The organism is Verrucomicrobiia bacterium, assembly GCA_019634635.1.
Classification (GTDB): Bacteria; Verrucomicrobiota; Verrucomicrobiia; order Limisphaerales; family UBA9464; genus UBA9464.
Genome location: JAHCBB010000022.1, coordinates 24,504 through 47,238, shown reverse-complemented (window position 1 = coordinate 47,238; position 22,735 = coordinate 24,504). Strand labels below are relative to the sequence as shown.

General features: G+C 66.1%; 14 protein-coding genes. 7 read left to right on the top strand and 7 right to left on the bottom strand.

The genetic code is table 11. The features are described from left to right. Nucleotides 1–244 precede the first annotated feature (244 nt). The 5 genes from KF791_14380 (at nucleotide 245) to KF791_14360 (ending at nucleotide 9,759) form a co-directional block, all read left to right on the top strand. On the top strand, nucleotides 245–2,773 hold the full coding sequence (locus tag KF791_14380) for an ABC transporter permease (GenBank protein ID MBX3733768.1): 2,529 nt from the start codon (nucleotides 245–247) through the stop codon (nucleotides 2,771–2,773). Nucleotides 2,774–2,790: 17 nt separating this feature from the next. Next, nucleotides 2,791–4,437 carry an ankyrin repeat domain-containing protein gene (locus KF791_14375; protein ID MBX3733767.1) on the top strand — a complete coding sequence of 549 codons (1,647 nt, stop codon included), beginning with the start codon at nucleotides 2,791–2,793 and terminating at the stop codon, nucleotides 4,435–4,437. 23 nt (nucleotides 4,438–4,460) lie between these two features. After that, on the top strand, nucleotides 4,461–6,923 hold the full coding sequence (locus KF791_14370; GenBank protein MBX3733766.1) for an ABC transporter permease: 2,463 nt from the start codon (nucleotides 4,461–4,463) through the stop codon (nucleotides 6,921–6,923). 10 nt (nucleotides 6,924–6,933) lie between these two features. After that, nucleotides 6,934–7,233, top strand: coding sequence for a four helix bundle protein (locus KF791_14365; GenBank protein ID MBX3733765.1), 300 nt, complete (start codon nucleotides 6,934–6,936; stop codon nucleotides 7,231–7,233). Nucleotides 7,234–7,332: 99 nt separating this feature from the next. Continuing rightward, a complete protein-coding gene (locus KF791_14360) occupies nucleotides 7,333–9,759 on the top strand; it encodes an ABC transporter permease (protein ID MBX3733764.1) in 2,427 nt (808 codons plus the stop codon). A 271-nt stretch (nucleotides 9,760–10,030) separates the two neighbouring features. On the opposite strand, the gene KF791_14355 is transcribed toward KF791_14360, so the two are convergent. Together KF791_14355 and KF791_14350 are read right to left on the bottom strand one after the other, a co-directional pair. After that, on the bottom strand, nucleotides 10,031–10,549 hold the full coding sequence (locus KF791_14355) for a hypothetical protein (GenBank protein ID MBX3733763.1): 519 nt from the start codon (nucleotides 10,547–10,549) through the stop codon (nucleotides 10,031–10,033). 250 nt (nucleotides 10,550–10,799) lie between these two features. Next, a complete protein-coding gene (locus KF791_14350; protein MBX3733762.1) occupies nucleotides 10,800–11,984 on the bottom strand; it encodes an AAA family ATPase in 1,185 nt (394 codons plus the stop codon). A 1,358-nt stretch (nucleotides 11,985–13,342) separates the two neighbouring features. Here KF791_14350 and KF791_14345 point away from each other — a divergent pair. Beyond that, nucleotides 13,343–15,277 (top strand): alpha/beta hydrolase, encoded by a 1,935-nt coding sequence (locus KF791_14345; protein MBX3733761.1) that lies wholly within the window; start codon nucleotides 13,343–13,345, stop codon nucleotides 15,275–15,277. Nucleotides 15,278–15,695: 418 nt separating this feature from the next. After that, nucleotides 15,696–16,109 carry a hypothetical protein gene (locus KF791_14340; protein ID MBX3733760.1) on the top strand — a complete coding sequence of 138 codons (414 nt, stop codon included), beginning with the start codon at nucleotides 15,696–15,698 and terminating at the stop codon, nucleotides 16,107–16,109. 77 nt (nucleotides 16,110–16,186) lie between these two features. On the opposite strand, the gene KF791_14335 is transcribed toward KF791_14340, so the two are convergent. The 5 genes from KF791_14335 to KF791_14315 form a co-directional block, all read right to left on the bottom strand. Further along, nucleotides 16,187–18,205, bottom strand: a complete 2,019-nt coding sequence (locus KF791_14335; GenBank protein MBX3733759.1) for a hypothetical protein — start codon at nucleotides 18,203–18,205, stop codon at nucleotides 16,187–16,189. 10 nt (nucleotides 18,206–18,215) lie between these two features. Further along, nucleotides 18,216–19,376, bottom strand: coding sequence for a hypothetical protein (locus tag KF791_14330; protein MBX3733758.1), 1,161 nt, complete (start codon nucleotides 19,374–19,376; stop codon nucleotides 18,216–18,218). A gap of 136 nt (nucleotides 19,377–19,512) precedes the next feature. Next, entirely contained in the window at nucleotides 19,513–20,496 is a 984-nt protein-coding gene (locus KF791_14325) for an acyltransferase (protein MBX3733757.1), read from the bottom strand. A 112-nt stretch (nucleotides 20,497–20,608) separates the two neighbouring features. After that, nucleotides 20,609–21,526, bottom strand: a complete 918-nt coding sequence (locus KF791_14320) for an alpha/beta hydrolase (GenBank protein ID MBX3733756.1) — start codon at nucleotides 21,524–21,526, stop codon at nucleotides 20,609–20,611. Between the two features lie 8 nt (nucleotides 21,527–21,534). Beyond that, nucleotides 21,535–22,305 carry a DUF1080 domain-containing protein gene (locus tag KF791_14315; GenBank protein MBX3733755.1) on the bottom strand — a complete coding sequence of 257 codons (771 nt, stop codon included), beginning with the start codon at nucleotides 22,303–22,305 and terminating at the stop codon, nucleotides 21,535–21,537. Between the last annotated feature and the right edge of the window lie 430 nt (nucleotides 22,306–22,735).

Genomic DNA, 22,735 nt, shown 5'->3' with positions numbered 1-22,735 from the left:
AGCAGAGATCTGCGTCAACGGGCGTCGCGGAGTTGCCGGGACTCGATGGCGTGGCTGAAGCGAGGGCTGCTGGCCAGGGTGAGCCGTTGTCTGACCGGGCGAACACCCCATCATGGAAGGCTCATGACTCCTCGTCATGCCACTGAAGCCGATCGTCTGATCCGGAAACTGAATGGAGTGCTCCACGTGCTCCCCGCTCCATCTCCAACTCACTACTCACAACTCGTCACTCATAACTAGCAAAATGAACGACCTCCGCTATGCCCTTCGCCAATTGCTGAAGAACCCCGGCTTCACCGTTGCGGCTGTGGTTGTCCTCGCGCTGGGCATCGGCCTGAACACCGCGATGTTCAGCGTCCTCTACGCGCTCGCCTTCAATCCGCGGCCTTTTCCCGAGCCCGAGCGGGTCGTCCAGCTCTATTCCCAGGACAAGAAGGAGGCGGCCAACTTCCGGGCGTTCTCCTACGCCGCCTACCGCGAGGTGCACGAACGTCGCGATCTCTTCACCGGCGTCCTCGCGCAGGCGCTCGCGTTCGTCGCCGTCGGCGAGGGTGCGGAAGCGCGCCGCGGGGTTTCCGCCATGGTCAGCGCCAACTACTTCGAGGTGCTCGGCGTGCCGCTCCTCCGGGGCCGCGGCTTCACCGAAGCCGAGGAGACTCCCGGTGCCAATCTGCCCGTTGTGATTGTGAGCCATTTCTACTGGCGCAACTCCGGCTCCCATCCCGATCTGGTCGGCTCCACCCTGCGCATCAACGGCCGTCTCTTCACCGTCGTGGGGATCACGCCTGAAAAATTCACCGGGGCCAATGCGACGTTCGGTCCTGAGTTCTACTTTCCGCTGGGCGTCTTTGATTCGCTCGGAGGCGAGGGCCGCTCGCTTCAGGATGCCAAGAGCTTCGCCCTCAACCTCGTGGGTCGGCTGCAAGCCGGCATCACCGCCGACAGCGCCCAGTCGGCGCTGGCCGGCACTGCTGCAGGGTTGGAGGAGCTGTATCCCGTCGAGCAAAAGGACCAAACGTTCATCGTCGGTCCGCTGCCGCGATTCGTCGTCGGCTCGGAGCCAAAGCAGAATGGCATCATGCCGGCCCTCCTCGGCACCGTGCTCATGGGCCTGACTGGCTCCGTCCTCCTCATTGTCTCGCTCAACCTCGCCGGGCTTCTGCTCGTCCGCGGCCACGCGCGATGCAAGGAGTTCGCCATCCGTCTCGCGGTCGGCGCCACCCGCGGCCGCCTCGTCCGCCAGCTCCTCACGGAAGGTCTCGTGCTCGCGCTCGTGGGCGGCGCGCTCGGCTGTATCTGCGCGGTCTTGGGCACCAAGCTCCTCATCGCTGCGGTCTCCAGTCGTCTGTCATTCGCGCTTCTTTTCACGACCCCAGCCCCGGTGGTGCCCGTCGTCGCTACGCTGGTCTTCTGCACGATGGCGACGCTGTTCTTTGCCCTCGGTCCGGCGCTCACCCTCCTGCGCCGCGATCTCCTCCCCGATCTCCAGCAAGCCGCTGCCGAAGACACCCGCCGGCACCGGCGCTGGCTGCCGCGCCACCCGCTCGTCGTCGCGCAGATCGCCCTGTCGCTCACCCTCCTCATCGGTGCGGGCCTCAGCGCCCGATGGGTGGGCCGCGTGCTGGGCGCGGACACCGGCATTGATGCGCTTCACACGCTCGTCGTCGAATTCGACGCCAGCCTTGGGGGGCGGGATCAGTCCCGGAACTTCGAGATTTTCCGCACTGTCGGCGACCGCCTCGCCAACGTGCCCGGGGTGGCCTTCGCCAGCATCGCCACCGCGACACTCTACGGCTTTAACTGGAACGAAGGGTTCGTACGGCGGGCCGGCACACGTCCAGCGCCCGATGCCCGTCCGTCCACCGCGGCGGAAGGACTCGCCTTCCTCGCCCCATTCAACGCCGTCGGTGGCGATTACTTTGCCGCCGTCGGCCGGCCGCTGCTGCGCGGCCGAACGTTCACCCCCTTCGAAACCGATCAGGCCGGCGCACCCCTCGTCGCCATCATCGACGAGGCACTCGCCGCCCGGCTCTGGCCCGGCGAAGACGCACTGGGCCGGCGTCTCGATTGGGCCGGCGGCGAGGTGCCAGCGGCCGCCGGTTCGTCCGGCGATGGGACGATCGAAGTCGTCGGCATCGCGCGCAGCCTGCGTCCCGACTCCGCCGAAGCGAAATCGCCCGGCGCGATCTACCTTCCGTTCGCGCAGGGCTTTAAGGAGAAGGTCCACTTCATGGTCCGATCCGTGACCGCCGGCGAGACCACGCTGGCCGCGTTGCGCGAGCCCTTGCAGCGCGAGCTCCAGGCGGCGGCTCCCGACGTGCCCCTTTTCACGGTGCGCACCTTCCGCGAGCACAAGGACGCCGCGCCCGTGCCCTGGCTCTTCCGGCGCATCGCGACGGTCCTGGCGGCGTTCGGTGCGGTGGCGGTGCTCATCGCGATCATTGGTCTTTACGGCGCCAAGGCCTACAGCGTTTCCCGGCGCACGCGCGAGATCGGCATCCGCCTCGCGCTCGGCGCCGAGCCCTCGCGCCTGCGCAACCTGATCTTGCGCGAAGGTGTCATGTTGAGCCTGGTCGGCATCGCCCTCGGTCTGCTGCTCAGCGCGGCGATCGTCCGTTTGCTCGGCAGCCTGATCGCCGATTTCGAGGGCTTCGATCCGGTGGTATTCTGCGTGGCCGCCCTGGCGCTGTTCGCCACCGGGCTCGCGGCCACCTGGCTCCCCGCCCGCCGCGCCATGAAGGTCCAGCCGATGGTGGCGTTGCGGGCGGAATGAGGTGAAAGTTCAAGATCATGACCCAGCCTGAAGAACTGAAACACGACCGGCCGCTGAAGTGGTCGGCCGGCACCGGCACGGATGTCTGGGCGCTGTTCTGCGCCTGCCTGGCGGGTGACTTGGAAACTGTGAAGCGGCTGCTGGCGAAGGACCCGGCGCTGGTGCGCTGTCACCACGCCTACCGCAAGCCGCTTTACTTCGCGGTCCGCGAGAACCGCCTTGAGGTCGCCGCCTTCCTTCTCGACCGCGATCCCGATCCCTTCGGCCTGGCGGTCAACGACAGCCTGCTCGAGATCGCGCGCGACCGCGGTTACGCGGACATGGAAGACCTGCTCGCCTCGAAGCTGGCGGAGCGATGCGGCGCCTCGCCCCGCGGCGAACCCATGGCTGCCGCCATCCGGGAGCATGACCTCGCAAGGCTGTGCGCGTTGCTGGACGCCTCGCCGGACCTGCTCCACGCGGGTGACCAGCGGTCCAATCAACCCATCCACTGGGCGGTGATGACGCGGCAGTTGGATTTCGTTGATGAACTGCTGAGACGCGGCGCCGAACTCAACGCGCGACGTTCCGACGGTGCGCGGCCAATCCACCTGACCAATGGCGACTACCATTTCCGCGGCTGGCGCGACGTGCCGGACGAATGGCCGGTCAAGCCTCGGGAGGTTTACGATCACCTGGTCCGCCGCGGCGCGAACGTGGACCTCGGCATGGCCTGTGCCACCGGCAATCAAACCCGTGTGCGCGAGCTGCTGGATCAGGAGCCGGCACTCGTCAACCGGCTTTCCGACTATGCCGGCTATTACACCGGCTGCGGTGCGCCGATCAAAAACGCCGCCGCCGGCGGACACATTGAGATCGTCCGGCTGCTGCTGGAGCGCGGGGCCGATCCGAATCTGCCCGAGGAAGGCATCGCCCCGGACGGCCACGCGCTGCATTCCGCCGTGGTTCGGGGGCACATCGAAATCGTGAGGCTGCTGCTGCAGCACGGCGCACATCCGAACGTGGAAATCGAGAGCTCTGCGGACACCCTGAGCGCGGCGCTGGGTTCGGCCGGGTACTCCACTCCGCGGAACGCGGCGATGATCGAACTGCTCTGCTCTCATGGCGCCTCGCGGGCGGTTCATCTGCTCGCCTATAGCGGCGACGTGCTCACCGCGGCGGCGGTTTTCGCGGCGAATCCGGCGCTGGCCAACGACCCCGGAGCGCTCGCCAACGCGGCGAGCGAGGGCAGGGAAGCCTTCGTGCGTCTGATGCTGCGCTACCAGCCCGATCTTCCGCGCCGCGTCGAGTTCCCCGGATGGGCAGTCGGAGCAAAGACGCGCGAGCTGAACGAACTGCTGTTCCAACATGGCATGAATCCCGCCGCGCCCGATTGGCTGGGCATCACCCCGCTGCATCACTGCGCGCGCAACGGCGACGTGGAAAAGGCCGCACTCTTCATTGACCACGGCGCGAACCTGCACGCACGGGACGAAGACCTCTGCTCCACGCCACTGGGTTGGGCCGCGAAGTTCGCGCAGAAGGCGATGGCGGAACTGCTGCTCCAGCGCGGCGCAAAGCCGAATCTGCCGGACGACCCGCCTTGGGCCACGCCCCTCGCCTGGGCCACTCGACGCAATCACACGGACATTGCCGCGCTGCTGCGAGACCACGGCACGAAATGAACCGACACACCGCGAGCCGAACCATGAACGACATCAGATTCGCCCTCCGCCAACTGCTCAAGAACCCCGGCTTCTCCGCTGTGGCCGTGCTCACGCTGGCGCTCGGCATCGGGGCCAACACCGCGATTTTCAGCGTGGTCAATGCCGTCCTGCTCCGGCCGTTGCCCTATCCTGAACCCGGCCAGCTGGTGCAGTTGCTCGCGAACCTGGAGGGCGGCCCCGGCACCTACATCGGCAGCGACGCGTTCGTTGAAGTGAAGGCGCAGAGCCAGTCGCTGGCGCGCATCGGCGCCTACAGTGGGGGCGACATGACCCTCACCGGGGCCGGAGCGGCGGAACGCATCGTGTCCGGCGCGGTGACGGCGGACTTCTTTCCACTGCTCGGCGTCCAGCCGGCGTTGGGACGCAACTTCACCCTGGAAGAGGACACGCCCAGCGGCCCGAAGGCGGTCCTGCTCGGATATGGCCTCTGGCAGAGCCGGTTCGGCGGCGACCCGGACGTGCTGGGCCGGACGATCACGTTGAACGAACAAGGCCACACCGTCGTGGGCATTCTCCCCTCGCACTTTCAATATCCCGAACCGTTTCAACTTTGGACCCCGCTGGCGCTCGGAGAAACGGGGGGAACCTTCGTGATCCACGGTGAAGGCATGATGCTGCTGAAGGCCATTGCCCGGTTGAGACCCGGGGTGACGCTCGAGCAGGCGCAAGCCGAGCTGCAAACCATTGCACAGCGGATTCAACCAAACGGACCGGCGGCGACCGGGGGCGAAGGCGGCGCGGGTGGAGGTCGCGAAGTTGGCAGAGGCGTTTTGACCCTGGTTGGCCTGCACGAACAGGTCGTCGGCGAGGTGAAGGGGCCGCTGCTCGTGTTGCTGGGCGCGGTCGCGTTGGTCCTGCTGATCGCCTGCGCGAACGTCGCCAACCTCCTGCTCGCACGCGCGGCGGCGCGACAACGGGAGATGGCCGTCCGCGCCGCCCTCGGAGCCGGACGCTGGCGGGTTGCCCGCCAGTTGCTGACGGAGAGCGTGCTGCTTTCCCTGGCTGGCGGCGGGTTGGGATTGTTGCTGGCGTTCGGAGGCGTCCGGGCACTCGGGCAGTGGAACGACGTCAGCCAGCGGGCGATGCAAGGGATTGGCATGGATGCCTGGGTGCTCGCGTTCACGGTCGGCGTGTCGGTGATCACCGGCCTGGCGTTCGGCCTCGCGCCGGCCGTTCACGCGTGGCGCACCGACGTCAACGCCGCACTCAAAGTGGAGAGCCGTGGCGACACCGGCAGACAGCGCAACCGGCTCCGGCAATTCCTGGTCGTCTCGGAGGTGGCGCTGGCGCTGGTGCTGCTCATCGGCGCCGGGTTGTTGATCAAGAGCTTTTCGCGGCTGACCGATGTCCAGCCCGGCTTCCGGACCGAGGGCGTGTTGACGTTCCAAGTCACGCTGACAGGCGGGAAATCCTCGCCGCAGAAAGTCAATCTCATCGAACAAATCGTCGAGCAGTTGAAGGCGCTGCCCGGCGTCCAGACGGCCGCCGTCACGGATTCCCTGCCGCTCACCCAGTTCAACCGCATTGCGGTGGCGGATGTTGAGGGCCGGCCACCGATTGACGTGAGCAGGCTGCGGCGGGGAGAGCTGAAGGTGACGCCGGTTTCGCGACCGACGGTCACCTTCGATTACTTTAGCGCGATGGGCATCCCGCTGAAGAGTGGACGAGCCTTCACTGCGCAGGATGCGCGCCCCGGCGCGGGCGTGGTGATCGTCAATGAGGCGTTTGAGAGAAGCTTCTTCCCCGGCCAAAGCGCGATTGGCAGACGCATCCGCCTGCTCGGATCGAGCGCCGAGACGCCCTGGCCGGCGGTGGTGGGGGTCGTCAGCGATGTGCGGCAGAGCGGACTGGCCGGCGACGTCATGCCGGAGGTGTACAGCCCGGAGCTGGAAGACGCGGGCGACGCGCTGAGCTTCGTCGTCCGCGTTAGCGGTGAGCCTGCCGGTCTGATCTCCGCCGCGCGGGGCGTGGTGGCGAAGGTGGATCCGAGCCAGCCTCTCCACAACGTGATGACGATGGAGCAGCGCCTGGCGGACACCACGACCTCGCGGCGACTGAACACGGCTTTCCTCGGCGGCTTTGCGGCGGTCGCACTGTTGCTCGCCGTCCTGGGCATCTACGGCGTGATGTCGTACGCGGTGACGCAACGCCGGCGCGAGATCGGCGTGCGGATGGCCCTGGGCGCGCAACGAAGCGATGTGCTGGGCCTGATCATCCACGGCGGGTTGCGGCTGACGCTGCTGGGCGTCGTGATCGGGCTCGCCGGTGCGTTTGTCGTGACGCGCTACTTGTCGAGTCAGCTTTACTCCGTGAAAGCGTCGGACCCCGTGACCTTTCTGGGCCTCGCGGCGGCGCTGACGGGCGTGGCCGTGCTTGCCTGCTGGCTGCCCGCCCGTCGGGCGGCGCGGACCGATCCGATGGTGGCGCTGCGAAGCGAGTTATGAGTTATGAGTTATGAGCACTGAACTCCGAGCGCCGAGGAATTGCCGGGAGTTGATCAGTTGGCAGAAGGGTGTGCGTCATGGCAGACGGACCGACCGACTGACCGCCAAGTTTCCCAACGAGGAGAAGTTCGGGCTCGCTTCCCAGATGCGAATAGCCGCAGTTTCGATTCCCTCCAATCTCGCAGAGAGTCAGGCCCGGCGAACTTCAGGAATGGTTGTTCAGTTGATCGCTCATGCGAGAGGGTCCACCACCAAACTCGACACTCAATTGACGCTGAGCATTGAACTTAGAGTTTTGCACTGCGGTTGAGGCCGCCAAAGCCACCGGCCTGACCCACGGACTCCGCAAAATGCTCAACGCCCTCCGCCGCTCTGTCTCCAACTCATAACTCATAACTCATAACTTCCCATGTCCGACCTGAAATTCGCCCTCCGCCAATTGCTGAAGCACCCATTCACCAATGGCGTGATCCTGCTGACCGTCGCGCTCCTGATCGGCACCGTGAGCGTGTTGTACGCGTCAATGCGGGATAATCAATTGAAGCTGATGCCGTTTCCCGAACGCGAAAGGATGGTGAAGTTTTTCCGCATCGGCGAACGCCAGGTCGAGGCGGCGTTCCCCGCCTCGCTGGCGCTGGGCTATCGGGAAAATCTGTCGTTCCTGGACGAGGCCGGCACCATGGTGTGGGGCGACCCCATGACGCTGACCGACGTCGGCGAACCAACGGGGTATGCAGCGGTCGGCATTTCCGCGAGCCTGTTGCGCATGACGGGAGTGGTGCCGGCGCAGGGCCGGCTGTTCCACGAGACGGACGAACTGACCTCGGGCGCGGGCGCGGGTGGGGTTATCATTTCGGAACAACTGTGGCGCGAGAAGCTGGACGCCGACCCAGACATCATCGGCCGTGAACTGCGGCTCAACAACGAACTCCACACGGTGGTGGGCGTGTTGCCTGCGGCGATGCGTTCCACCTGGCTGGCCTTCAACACCGACCTTTGGTTGCCCGTGCGTTTTGTGCCCGAACATTCCGGACGTTGGCTGTGGCTGTTTGGCCGATTGAAGCCGGGCGTCTCCCGGTCACAGGCCCAGGCGGAACTGGACACACTCGCGCCCGTACTGGAACGGGAGTTCTCTTCTGCTTCCAACTCTGCGGAGCCCGGCCGGCAACCCTTCGCGTACCAGGGCGCACGGGTCGCGCCGCTGGACCGCCGACTCGACCAGGAACAGCATGGCATCCCGCCCGAGGCGATGATCATGTGGCTCTTCGCCGGGATCATCCTGGCAAGTGTGGTGGGCATTGCGTGTTTCAACATCACCCATCTCCTGCTCGTGCGGGTGCTCGCCCGGCAGCGTGAATTCGCCATCCGGCTTGCGCTCGGCGCGAATCGCTGGCGCGTGGTGCGGCAGGTCATGGGCGAATCCATCCTGGTCGCGCTGCTCGGCGGCGCGCTCGGACTCGCGGTGTCGTTCTGGTTTCACGATCTCCTGCGGTTGCAGCAAATCGACGCCAAAATGGACTGGCGCTTGTACGCCCTCGCGGCGGGAGGTTCGGTGCTGCTCGGATCACTGATCGCGCTGCTGCCCGCGCTGCAATCCTCCCGCGCCAACCTGACGGACGCCTTGAAGGAGGGCGGACAGATGGTCAGCGGCCGGCGACGACATCGCTTTCGCAACTTCCTGGTCGCTTCCGAGGTGACGATGGCGTTGATCCTGTGCGTGGTCGCCGGGTCGTTGCTGCGCGTGTATCTCAATGTGCGCAACACCGACCTCGGAATACAACCCGCGCACCTGCTCGCCGTCAGCGTGGACTTGCGGAACGATTCGCATCCCGAACCGGAGGATCGCAACGCCTATGCGGACCAGGCGCTGCGCGCGCTCGGGGAGCTGCCGGGCGTTGAACTGGCCGCCGTTTCCCGGAGCGGGGTGCTCTCCGCCTGGGCGCATCAAATGGAGTTCACGCTGCCCGCGACGGCGGACGGGGTGGAACACCGCCTGACCGCCGCGACCCTGTACACCAGCCAGGGGGCGGCCGCCCTGGAGGGGATGCGGTTGCTCGCCGGTCGCGACTTGTCGGCGGACTCGCGGCAGGCCGCCCGCGAGGCGCTGGTGAACGAATCGTTCGCCCGGGACTATTTTCAGGGCGGCGATCCCTTGGACCGGCAGTTGAGCATTCCCGGGAGCACGAACCGCGCGGTCATCGTCGGCGTGGTCGGGGATCGCCATCCGCTGACAAATCATCAGCGGGTTGGCCCGGAAGTAATCTGCGGGCATCGTGCCACCGCCCTGCCCAGTCCGTTCACCTTCCTGGTGCGCACGCGGGCTGAGGCACGCACGATGGCCGGACCTGTTCGCGAAGTATTGCGCCGGATCGACGCACGCCAGCCTGTGGCGCAGGCGGTGTTCATCAAGGATCTGATCGACCAACGCCAGGGGGAGGTCTGGCAGCGCGTGTCTGTCCTCGGAAGCATTTCCGGAGTGGGGTTATTGATTGCGCTGCTGGGCGTTCACGGCGTGGTGGCGTTCTCCGCGATCGAGCGCACCCGCGAAGTTGGGGTGCGCCTCGCAGTGGGTGCGACCCGGGCCCAGGTATTGCGCCTGATCATGTGGCAGGGCGGCCGGTTGCTGATCCTCGGTGCCGTGCCGGGGCTCCTCATCGGGACCGCCATCATGTCCGCACTCCCAAAGCGCGGCCGGGCGAAAGCCCTGAACGCGCTGGATCCCTGGACACTGCTGGGAGTGATCTTGGTGGTCGGCCTCGTGGGCCTATTGGCGTGCCTGCTGCCCGCGAGAAGGGCAGTCAGCCTCAATCCCATGGAAGCGCTGCGAACCGAGTAACGAAATGAACATCCCGCCCCGAGACAGGGGACAGGACAACTATTCGCCCCGAGCCAAGGGACAGGACAGCTATTGGTGCGCGTATTGGAGTCCGTCTGGCACTTTCAGAGGAAACGAACGGGACGAGCGACCGATGGGGCTTCTCGGCTCAGGGGCGAACTGGAATCACATTCTCCCGAATTTCTGGCGGACCCAAGGCGGCAGGCGGCAGCCCGGCTGGAGTGCTTGAGCCATCTCGAGAGTCAGCTCACCCTGCGACTTGATGGGGTATTCAGTCCGCACCCGATCCCCCCCTCAGCCAAAGACCTGCTTTCGCAGATCCCGCAGCACGCACTGGTCGCCGGGCAGACCCGATCATCGGCCGGGCGCCGTCGCGGCGCCGGTGGCCCCAGCGCCCCTGCAGGGCGTGGAACACCCCGTCCACATACTCCCGCGTTCCCAGCACCGCCCCGTCGGCGAAGTACCGCACCCGCAGTTGCAGGTACTCCGGCAACGAAACCTTTCCCCGCGCCGCCAACACCGCCAACACCGCCAGCACCGCCTCCCGCGAAAATCCCTTCCGCGCCGATCCACCGTCCGGAGCTGTTCCTTCCCGCTCCTCCCCCTGTCCGAAGAGCCACATCCGGTACGTCGCCAACGCCTGCCCGGGTTCTTGCGCGACCTCCCGCCGTCGTTGGGCCATCGCCAATACCGCGGCCAGAGCTTCACGGGCCGTGGCATTCCCGGCGGCCGCCGCCCCGTACCCGCACCAGCGACAGTCCTTGGGATCCTCCACCAATCCGGCCCGCACCGGATTGAGATCAATGTATGCCGCTTCACCACCCGCGACAGGCAGTGATCATGGGCCACCGGAAATGAGGCGGGAGCCTTCAGACGACGCTGGCGCATGAAGACAGCATCCAAGGCTCCATCAGCCACCCGTCATCGCCTGATCTACGGATCGTTGTCCTGTCCCTGCTGGTTTCTTGTCCCTCCGCTACTTGGGCGCGCATCCATTGCTGCGGGGACGCCGGCGGACATCCACTGACAATCAACGAAGATCAGCCCGTGGTCAGTTCGCCAAACGAGGCGTCGTAGAGGGTCTGACAGCGGGTGCACTGCGCCTCGTCAAGATCCAGCTCCGGGGTCCAGGAATAGAGGGCGCCACAGGACGGGCACTTGAGCTGATAGCGCCGCGAAGACGGGGGCGGGAGCACATCCGTGAGTTCGGGGGGCCACGCCAGATCATCCAGCACGAATTCGCTGAGCGCGCGGGCGTTCGGAGGAGGTCCCGCCACCAGACGTGACGCCTGGGCGGCGATGAGATGCTCAAAGCAGTTGCGCACCAGACGGGCGTTCCCGAACCGGCCATCGCGCTGGTGATGATACGCGTGGAACAGGGCGATGAGCCGCTCCTTCAACGTCGGGGCCAGGCGGAGGTCGTGGCGGCGGCACATCAGGGCCAGGATGCGACAGAGCTCATGCGGACTGTAGTCTGGAAACGAGATGATGCGGTTGAAGCGGGAGCGCAAACCCGGATTCGAATTGATGAAACTCTCCATCTCCGCTGGATAGCCAGCCACGACGACGACGAGTCGGTCCCGATGGTCCTCCATCCGCTTGAGCAGCGTGGCGATCACCTCCTGACCATAATCCTCCCCCTCGCGCGCCAGAGTAAAGGCTTCGTCAATGAACAGGAGTCCATCGAGTGCCGAATCAATGACCGCGTGGGTCTTGGGCGCTGTTTGCCCGACGTATTCCCCCACCAGCGCGGCGCGGTCGCATTCCACCAGATGGCCTTTGCGCAGGACGCCCAGCGCCTTGTAGATGCGGGCCAACAACCGCGCGACCGTCGTCTTGCCGGTGCCGGGATTGCCGATGAAGACCACATGATAACTGGTGGCAAGGGTCGGGAGTCCCTGGGCGACACGAAGTTGTTGTAGTCGGGCGATGTTGGCCACGTCGCGGACCTTGGCCTTCACGGCTTGGATGCCGACGAGCCCATCAAGTTCACCCAAGACTTCAGCGATGCCCTCCTCGGTCAGCTCCGCGCGACTGTGGACCTGTGCGCCATATTCCTCGACCGATCGGGTGGTCTGATGGATGAGATACTGGAGGAAGCGGTCCTCCCGCGCGGCCAGATGTCCATCGAGTCCTGCCAGGGCGTCGCAGGCCTCGCGCATCAGGTAGTGGCAGAATTGCATGACCAGCGGAGGCAATCCGATTTTCATCGCCTGCCGGGTCATTTCCGCGAAGAGCCGTTCGGGCCCTTCCCGAACCCCGGCGGCCACCGCTTCGTGCAGCTGGCGGAGCCGGTCGTGAGCGGAATTCACGTGCTCGCTGATCACGTCCCGAACCCGCAAGGTGCGGTCGGGCACCAACCCGGAATTGAGTGCCCGAAAGCGGTCGGCGTGAGGGAGGCGGAAGTAGCCAATGAAGCCCGAAGCCATCTCGTCCGGGCGCGCGTGGTGCAGGCAGGCCACCCAGAACTGCGCCGACGCATCGGCCACGAGTGACATTTGGTCCGCAGGGAACAGCACGGACCAGGTGGCTCCCACGATTCGGCGAAAAGCCTGGGTGAAACTCTCCAGCACGTCCACCGTGCCTTGTGGCCCCTGTTCGTAGGAAACCTGGGGCGGTGTGAGCACTTCCAGACATTCGGCGACCAACCGGAAGGCGAACAGCGCCCGGGCGAGGCGATCCACGCTGAGTTCGTGACAACCCGTCACAGTCGAGACTTCCGGCAAGACCCGCCTCAGGTCGGAAAAGCACTTCCCGAATTCGCGATGGGCGTCCCGCAAACGGCGGGTGGCATCAGGACTGGCGCCGGACTCGTGGAATTCCTGCACGACTTCCTCCCAGGGCCGCTGATTCAACTGGGCCACTTCCAGAGGGGAGGTGGGTGCTGGGGATCCCGCCACGCTCAATCTGGTCAGGCGGACCAGCACCGCGGTGGGAAGGAGCGGGTGTTGCGTCTGGTCCGCGAAGACACGCGTGAAGGGCATGCGACCGGCGGAGTGTCGCAACGGTCCGGCCCTCCTCGCCAAGAGAATTCCGTCGGATTTCGGACCCCAATGATCTGGCACACTGTGGTGATGGACTCCGCAGCATCTGAAACGGTGGTGCCGACCGACGCACTTCGCCCCGCCTCGTCCACCGCCCTCGGCGAGACGGGCAAGGGACAGGACAGCTATTAGCGAGCCGGGTGGAGTCTGTCCTTCATTTCCCGCGGAAGCGATCTGAACAAGCCCCCGACCGGGCGGCCCAAACCAGAGGCGAACTGGAGTCGCCAGAGCCACCGACAGGTGTCCTGTCCCTGGTGGTCCCGACAATTTGACTGTCGCGAGGCGTAACGCGGAGGTGATCGCTGCCGCACAGAAGTTGATCCTGCTCGATCCCGAATCCCGCGCGCGCCAACGAAATCCGGGCTGGGCGTTATTTCTCGCCGGTCAATCTGACGATGGGCTGAAGGTATTGAGCACCGCGACCTGGACGATGTGGGTGACGCCGTGCGGATCGTGGACCGCGGCCAGGTTCCGGCAGCCGATGAAGACGCGGCCAGAAACTCCTGTCCCTGCCCAACCTCGTCGGGGGACCATCGGTCATGCCGATCGCTTCCGGTCGCCTCAATACCCCCACCTTTGCGTCCTTGTGCTCCGGTGTCGTGCTGTTGGCAGCGATCGGCGGGTCGGGCGGTTGCGCGATCCCCATTGGCGCGGAAAAGGTTTCTCCACGTCAGAGCTTCCGTGAGGAGACCCGGACGGCACTGGGCAGTCCCGAACTCAGCAATGAGACACGGGAAGTCCTGGGCCGGTTTGGCCTGCATCGTCAGTACACCCGGGCCCCGGAAGAAACGCTGCTCGCGCTGCATCAGCGGGCGCTGCTGGACGACCGCCGCGACCTGCTGAGTGCGCTCGCCGAACTGAACTACGCCCAGGCGGAGCAGTCCGCCCGCAGTCCCCGGCCCTGGGTGCCGCGACAGGCCCGGGATTACTACTTGTCCGCTGCGATTTACGCCCACCTGTATCTGGTGAGCGCCAGTCGGGAAAAGCCGCCCAGTCCGTTCGACCCGCGATTCCGGATGGCGTGCGAGGTGTACAACCGGGGCCTCGCGGAAGGTCTCTCCCCGGCGGGCGAAACCAATCCGGTGGTGGTCTTGGAGGCCGGTGCTCGGACGCTGCCGGTCGGCCCGATTTCGCTGGATGTTCAGCCATCCCCGGACCTGCCGGTCCGGGCGGACGAGATCGAGCAGTTGCTGGCAGCCGATCGGTTCCGCGTGCGGGGTCTGACCGTCCGCAACCGCGAGCCCGGCCTTGGCGCGCCGTTGATCGCCATCACGCCGAACACTGACGTGCCGGACCTGGAGCGCCGGATCCCGTTGACCCTGTTCCTCCGGGTGCACGGCGACACGAAAGAGTGGAGCGAGGGCAGGCTCCAGGGGGTGCTCGAACTGCACTCAGGCTTTGATGGGCCCACGGTGGACGTGGATGGCCGGACGGTGCCCCTGCAAACGGACACCACCGCGCCGCTGGCGCACCTGCTGACCGATCGTTTCGTCTGGCGGGTGGGGCGGATGCAGTTTTTTTCATCCCAACAGCGGGTGCCCAATGGCATCCATCCCGTCCTGCCGTATCGGCCGGGTCGGATTCCCGTGGTGTTCGTTCACGGCACCTTCAGCAGCCCCGTCTGGTGGGCGGAGATGTGGAACACACTGGCGGCGGATCCCGTGCTGGCGCGTCGGTGCCAGTTCTGGAACTACGTGTACAACACGGGGAATCCCCTGACCCTGTCCGCGGCCGCGTTTCGCGAGTCGCTGAGGGCCGCCGTGCAGGACTTGGATCCGGAAGGTCGGGATCCCATCGTCCGCGAAATGGTGGTGGTGGGGCACAGCCAGGGCGGCCTGCTGGCCAAGCTGGCCGTGGTGGACCCCGGCGATGCTTTATGGCGCTCGGTCACCAGCCGCGCGTTGGACGCGTTTGAGCTGACGGAGGCCCAGCGGGCCGGTGTGGCGCGGAATTTCTTCTTCGAGCCGGTTCCCTACGTCCGCCGGGTGGTGTTTGTGGCAACGCCCCATCGGGGAAGCTACCGCGCCAGTGCCTTTGCGCGCCGGTTGGCGGCCCGCTTCATGCGGCTTCCCGGAGAACTCGCCGAGTTGATCCAAGGCCTGGGGGACGACCGGGAGCATGTCCAATTCCCTCCGGGAGTGCGCAACCGGGTTCCCACAAGTCTGGACAGCATGGCCCCCGACAACCCGCTGCTGCTCGCCCTTGCCGACCTGACCCCGGTCCCCGGGGTGAAGGCCCACTCGATCATCGCCGTTCGCGGCACGGGTGATCCGGAGTCGGGATCGGACGGCGTCGTGAGCTTTCAAAGTGCCCGGGTGGATTTCGCGGAATCGGAACTCGTGATCCGCAGCGGCCACAGTGTCCAAGGGACGCCCGAGGCCATTGAGGAGGTGCGTCGCGTTCTCTTGGAACAGGTGGCCCAGGTGTTCGGTCCGGAAGGCACCCGGGCGGCGCCTCCGGCGGCAGAAAAGTGATCTGCGGCAGCCTGACCCGTGCCGGCCCGGGCAGGACCCGACCCTAGGGCACAGCGTGGCGGGCAAGGTGAGGCACGGAGAGGATCGGGGACGCTGCGCATTCACGGGCGCTTCAACGGCCGCATGGCCGTGTGCCGTCCGGAGTTGTGCCTGGTTGGGGTGGCGGGTGAGATCCGGGGATGGAACGCCGCCGGGAACCGGCGATTCCGGCCCCTGCTGCCCGGTCCAATCCCGAAATGGGACTTGGAAACCCGGCAAGCTCGTCGCTAAGTCTGGGGCAGTGAGCTCAGCTGAATGGCAATTCTCTGTCACCCGCGGAGCGTCGGCGAAACCGTTTTCGAACAGTCCGATTTGTTGGAATCTTGGATTGTGTCTGGGCCTCCTCGTCCTTACCGGCTGCACTGTTGCCAAACCCGACTTGGACCGCATCTCGCAGGATGCAGAAAGGGCGGTCCTGCTCCATTTGCACCACTTCCTCAGCGAGGAAATGCTCGGCGGGCATCCGGTCCTTTTGCTCGGTACAGAAATGCTGGCGTCAGAACACGATCGTTCCGGGATGAACCGCTTGACCCTTTTTCGTGAAGGGTTGGCTGGTGACCGAAGGTTCAACGTCATCATCGAAGTCATGCACCCGGACCGGTACGCGTCACAACGGTCCGGCCGGGAGTTCGCGGAAATGCCTTCGGACGCGCAGCTTCCCGAGGTGCTGGGCATTCGATTTCACCCGCTCCATCCCGATTTTCACATAAAAGTGGTGGTCGCTCACGCCGCACTGCCGAAGGGATCCGGCCGCGAATGGTTCAACCGCCTTCTTAGAAAGTTTGGCCTTTAGCGTCCTGTCCGGGTGCGCCTTTTCGCGGCGCACCCGGACAGGTCTTCGCAGCAGCCGCGGTTCCCAGCCGCTGCATCCTATTTCCTGCCATCGAAGCCGAAAGCGCGGTGCGGCACTTGCGCTGAAAGCACGTACATCACCGCGACAAAAATGGAGCCGACGAGGATCACCGCGATGGCCGCCCCGGCACCTGGGTCGCCCCAAGCCACCGCGGCGGCGCGCCCGGCGGGCACCGCCGCAGCAGCCACCAGGACGGCCACCAGGGCAAATTCAATGAAGGAGCTGGGCGGTCGGCGCAGGAGCACGCAGCGTTGCTCGTGCGCCTCCCAACCGCGCCAGGCCGTCACGAGGGCCAGCCACGGGAGCACCACCCAGGCGGCGGTTCGCATGCACGCCCACAGCACCTGGCTGACTCCTGTCCCGGTGCCTGCGTCGAAGCCAATCGTACCCGCGGCCCATGCCATCAGGGCCCGCCCGGCATGGACGAACGGGTCCGCCTCGAGCCAGATCAACCCGATGCCGCCGAGCAGCGTGATGGCGCGCAACAGCACCAGGGCCTGGACGCGGTGGGTTCGTCTGCGGGTGGCGCGCGCGAGCAGATCCGAATCGCTCGCGAGCAAGCGGTCAACCGGCACGCCCAGCGCAGCGGCGATGCGCAGGCCGAGCGGCAGTACGACCTGCTCCGTGTTGCGCCAGTACGCGGTATGGTCACTGACCCAGGAGGCCTGGTTGTTGACGGGTTGCGACGGCAGTTCGCCGTGCCGCGCGGTGGTCTGGTCGAACAGTGGGCCGTGCGGCACCGGGTCATGGGTCGCGTAGATCTCGCTCAGTCGCACACCGAGTGTCTGCCACGACTGGAACCAGGCGGCGGTCGCCCCGACGCGCAGGATGAGCACCAGCCGAACGATCCCATACAGGTAGAAGCCGACCGCGAGCAGGGTGACGATGACATTGCCCCATGACAGTCCGTTCTCCTGGATCGCGGTGATCTGCGACCAAAGCACGAACGGCATGGTGGCGACCATCCAGCCGGCGGTCACGATCGTGTCGTCCCGCTCCGCCGAGCGCAGGACTTCCAGTTTGCGCAGACCGGAGCCGATCCAGGTGACCTCCCGCAGCTCCGCGGGCAGGCTGGAGGTCAGCGCCAGATAGCTCACCGCGCAGCCCTGGGAGTGCGCCACCAACAACACCGTGTCGCAGCGATCGCAGAGCCACTCCAAATTGCGCGTGCAGCGCCCGACAATCATCGCTCTCGAGACCGGACTTGCCACCAGGAGGTAGCTGTCCCCAAGCGCTCCAACCATGGACGACTGAAGGCTGCGGGCCAGGTCGCGTACGGCGCTGATCGGCACCAACGCGAGCAGGGCGATCGCCATCAACAGGCCCTGGATGGGTAGGGTGAGTGGCACCGCGATCAGCAGAGCAACAAGCGCCAGCAGCGCCGCCGCGGCATGCCAGGCGCGACGCAGCCGTCCGACCGGCGCATCGGCGGCCTGTGAGAAGTGCCGACGGACGATGTCGCCGAAGTGCATGCCGACGGCCAGCGGCAGCACGCGGAAGGTCCAGCCCGTCAGCGCCCACGGACCGGCCGGCACAAAGCTGCGCGCCCACCAGCATTCGGCCAGCAACGCCGTGCCCTCATGCACGTCGTAGTGTTCACCGACGGTGTGCAGGTGCAGCACGGAGTGCGGAGGTCCATCGGCGTCCTCGGGTGCGACCGCGTCGCTGAGCGTGGCCCCGCCCGACCAGAACGGACCCGCCAGGACCGCTGCCTTCTGAGCTGCGGAAAGCCGGGCGGTACTCCACTCCCCTGACCATGCCATCTCGAGCGCCTGCTCGCGGATCCGTGCAGACGTCGCCAACGAGCCGATGCGGTCCGGCATGGCGGCGGCCCAAGCCTGCGCGGCATCCGTTCCGACCGCTTCGGCGCGGCAGCGGGCGGCACCATGGAGCCACAGATCCAGACTCTTCACGACCGGATCCACGACGGCGCGCAGGGTCTCCCCGCGGAGTTGTTCGCCAATCCCGTGGACGAACAACACCCCGAGCCGATGCAGCTTGGCGGCCGGGGTGGCGTTCGGATTGGTTGGGGTCATAAGTTCGATTTCACCGCCGGCTGCGCGCTTCGATGCGGAAGAACCGCGCGGCTCCCGGAGCATCCGGATTCACCAGGTAAGGCCGGGGCCATTCTGCTGCGTATTCGAAGTGGATCTGCTCCCAGTCCGGCGCTTCCAGGGTGTCGGACTGCCAGACGGTATAGGTCACATGCGGAATCTCTGGAAATCGGATGGCGACTCCTCCGTCGCGGGCTTCCAGGCGTGCATCCAGATGCACCCAGGTCAGCGTGCCGTCCGCTGTATTGAACCGGTGCAGGTCGGGTCCTGCGGCGAAGACGAAGCCTGCGGCGGGTGCCGAGAGGCATGCCAGGTCCGCATTCACTGGCACCTCCCCGAGATCGCCCAAGACCTCCAGAGCCCCACCCGATGGGCGGATCCGAAACAGACACCGCCGCGTGCGGAGTTCCTCGGCCGGGGCCACCACGTTGCATCCAACTCCGTACACCCACCCGTCGGGTCCGCTGACCACACTGCTGACCCCGAGATCGAAGTTCACCTGCGACCGGCCGAACTGGACCACGGCACCCCGATGGATTGCGACGGCACCGGTTGCGGGCAAGTCGAAGCCGGTCCCGTTTATGACGGGAAGCCAGCGGGGTTCGGGTGGCAGCCCAAGGGGAACCGGCTCATTCATCCGCCGGTCGAACTCAATCTCGCGAATTTCCCGCGGATCGTCGGGAAGGCGAAGCCATCCGTAGCGGACCTCACCGGGAGCCGACGTGATTGCCACACCCAGGAGGGGCAGGGCGCGGCCGTCCGAGAATGGTGCCGCCGGGAGCGGGCTGAAGAACGGCTGGGCCGGAAGGATCCAAAGTCCTCCCCGAGGCGGCAATACGACCGGTGCGCCGAGGGGGGCCGGTTCCGTGGTCGCGGGACCCAGGAGCGTCACGCCGGGCTCTGCATAGAGATACCCTCCCGCGCTGAAACATTGACGAAGCTCTCCGAACGGCCAGGGATATCGCCGCTCCGTGATCACATCGGTGACGCCATTCGCGTCCAGATCGTGGAAGGTGATCGAACGGCCGCATGGCTCCTGAGCGTGGGCGCCCACACCGGTTGCCAGGCATCCGGAAACCAGCATCCACAGCCGCCACCCATTCCCGGGTCGCACCATTCGACGGGCACTTGATTCCGGGTGTTTGGGGATCACGGGATGCACTAGTGGAACGTTCCGCCGTTTCACTAAGATTTACAATCTTAATCGATGGGAGCGTGCGGTTTTTCAAGCCAGGGAAGTTCCGGAGTGGCTTCTTGGATCCCTTCGGGTGGGTCGTTGCCCAGGGAAATCACTCTTCGAACTTGAGCGTCCGGGCGTCGGACTCCCCGCCGGTGCGCACGGCCAGGGGACCGTACAGTTCCGGGCGGCGGGCCCGGAGCCACAGCCGGCCGGTGGCCTGCTCCAGCAACCGGCGGTCGAGGGTGGCGACGGCCATGGCGTCGGCGGCCTCGGACGTCTCCGCGAGAATCCGGCCATAGGGATCGAGGATCATGGCGTTCCCGGTGCGGATCTCGTCGTCATCCACCCCCACGCCATTGCTGAAGACGAGGAACAGTCCGTTGTCGTGGGCGCGTGAGGGCAGCCAGCGCATCAACCAGCCGCGCCCCTTGTCGCCAAGAAACTCGCGCCGGATCGTCCCGGGATCTTCATGGCGCCGATCCCAGGCCTGCCGGTCCACCAGTCCCATCAGGTTCGGGTTGCGGCTCCGAACCCCACCGGTCTGATGCGGGGCGATCAGGACGTCGGCGCCCTGGAGTGCGGCCAGCCGGACGTTCTCGACGAGGTTGCAGTCGTAGCAGATCAGGATGGCGGCGCGGAACCCTCCGGGAAGATCGAACACGCGAATCGCATCGCCGCTGCGGATGAGCGGGTGCTCGAACGCGTGGAGTTTCCGGTGCCGGTTCCAGTGCCCGTCGGGACCGGCAACCACGTAGCTGTTGTAGAAGACGCCATCGTCCGCGGCCTCAATCCAACCGGCCCCGATGTGGATGCCATGACGGCGGGCGAGCTCCAGGAGCCGCCCGGCGCTGGGGCCGTCCGGAATGCGTTCGGCCAGCGCCGCGAGCGCTTCGGATGGAAGTCGTCGCAGGAACCAGTAGCCGCTGACGCAGCACTCGGGGAAGACCACCAGGCGGACGCCGGATTTGGCGGCCCGATCCGTCCAATGCTCGATGATCTCGAAATTGGCCTCCTTGTCGCCCGCCCGGGACTCCATCTGGACGGAGGCCACGGGCAGTGTATCGGAGGGCGTGAGGCGGGGCGGCGTGGTCATCCTCGGATACGTTCAACCTGGATCCGGCGTCCCAGTTCCCGCCGGGCGGCAGGCACTTTCCCCGGCTTCAATTTGCAAATCCGCGGCGCAAGGCGTCACGGCGGGGAGCCGGCTATTGCGGCGTTGATGACGCCTTCACCCCGCGCAAGTGCTCGTCGAACCAGTCGGCGAACAGCCCGATGTCCTTGTCCATCCCCGGCCATCCGTGGTCCGCGCCCTCGCGCCGCACCAAGGTCACGGGGGCGGTGACGCCGGCCTCCCGGCACTTTTTCACGAACTGTTCCGCCTGATAGATGGGCACCAGACGGTCGGCGTCGCCATGGATGATGAGCGTGGGTGGGACCGATGCGGTGACGAATTCGATCGGCGAGATTTCACGTCCGTAGGCATCGCGGCTTTCGGCGGTCTCGCTGCGGGGGCCGAACGCGGGTTTGAAGTCCTTCAACACGCCGACCCCGACGGCATCGTCCCCCGGTTCCCTCCAGTTCCTGAAATCCACGGGGGGAAAGAAGCAGGCCACCGCCTGGACGGCGCTCGATTCCCGGTCGAGCGGATCCCTGGCGTCGGGGGTGCCCGGACCGCCCTGGGTGCCCAGGGTGAGTGCGAGGTGTCCGCCCGCACTCGCGCCAAACACGCCGAGGCGATCGGGGCGCACGCCGTGCTCGGCGGCATGTCGTCGGACAAATCGCACCGCCTGCAGCACATCGGAGGTGATCTCGGGGATGATGAAGCGCGGCTGGGATCCGTGGACCACCGCGAACACGGTGTATCCCCGCTCGAGGAGCGGTGTCAGCAGCCCGCCCTTCAGCGCGCCGTCAATGGCCTCGTGACTGGAAAAAAATCCCCCGGACACCATGAACAGCAGTCCGTAGCCGTTGGGGTTTTCCGGACGCACCACGTCGAGGGTCAGGGCGGTGCCAAATTTGCGTCCGTAGATCAACTCCGTGCGGGTCACCGGCGGGGGTTCCGCCGCCTGAAGGAACGGGGGCAGCGAAACGGCCAGCAGCAGACAAAAGATGGGGAGTTTCATGGCGGAGGTCATTCGGTGAAGTCGGTGTCCGCGGTCTTCAGATCGAGGGGCTGGATCCAGATGTTGCGGTAGCGGACGTCGTGGCCTTCGTCCTGAAGTTTCAGACCCTGCGGGGAATCGGTGATGCCCTTGCCGCCGTCGTTGCCTCCATCCACGCCGGAATTGGGCCCGCCCCAGACCTGGCTGATCGTCTGGTTCAGATGCACCTTTTGTCCGTTGAAGTACATCGTCACCAGCGGCTTCTCCACCAGCTTCCCGTCCCGAAAGCGGGCGGCCCGGAACGTGATGTCATACGCGTTCCATTGGCCGGTGCCGTTGTAGGCGTGATAGGGCGATTCCGTCTCATTGATCACCGCACCCATGCCGTGGGAGGTCTTGTCACCGTCGAGCACCTGGATTTCGTAGCGGTTCTGCAGGTACACCCCGCTGTTGCCCCCCGGCTTGGCCACGAGGAATTCGATGTGCAGGCGGAAGTCCCGGAAGGGGGTCTTGGTCACAATGTCCGCCGCGCCATAACGGCCGCCGGCGGCTGCCGGGTCATCCGTCTTCATCACCGTGCCGCCGTCCACGGGGTCCTCCACGATCTTCCATTGGATTGGGAGCGACGACTTGAACCCGGGTCCTTCCCAATAGGTCCATTTGTCGTCGAGCATGCGGCGCGTGCCGTCGAACAACACCTCGGCTCCGGGCGGCGGCGAAGCGCCGACACCGATGGTGGAGGCGGCGTCGAGGCGCGGAGCGGTGGCCAGCAGGGTGCAGAGGATCCCGCCGAGGATCATGGCCGTGAAAAGTGGGCAATTCATGGAAGGGGTGTCAGGCTAGTCAGGCTGCAGGAGCCCCACAAGCGCGGACGGCTCGCCGGAGGCTCGTACCGTGGGTGGGGACCCGGTGTGCGACCCGGTGGGGTGAGGCTCCTGCCGAACCGTGCGGACAACTGCGAGTTGGGCCTGTGGTGACTCCACAGGCGAACGGCTCGCCGGAGGCGCGTACCGGGGCGGAGGACCCGTTTGGGTGACTTGGTGGGGTGAGGCTCCTGCCGAACCGTGCGCGCCAGCCAGCGATCTGGGCCTGTGACGACTCCACACGCGAACGGCTCGCCGGAGGCTCGCCCTACCGGGGCGGAGGACCCGCTTGGGTGACTTGGTGGGGTGAAGCTCCTGCCGAACCGTGCGCGCCGGCCAGCGATCTGGGCCTGTGGCGACTCCACAG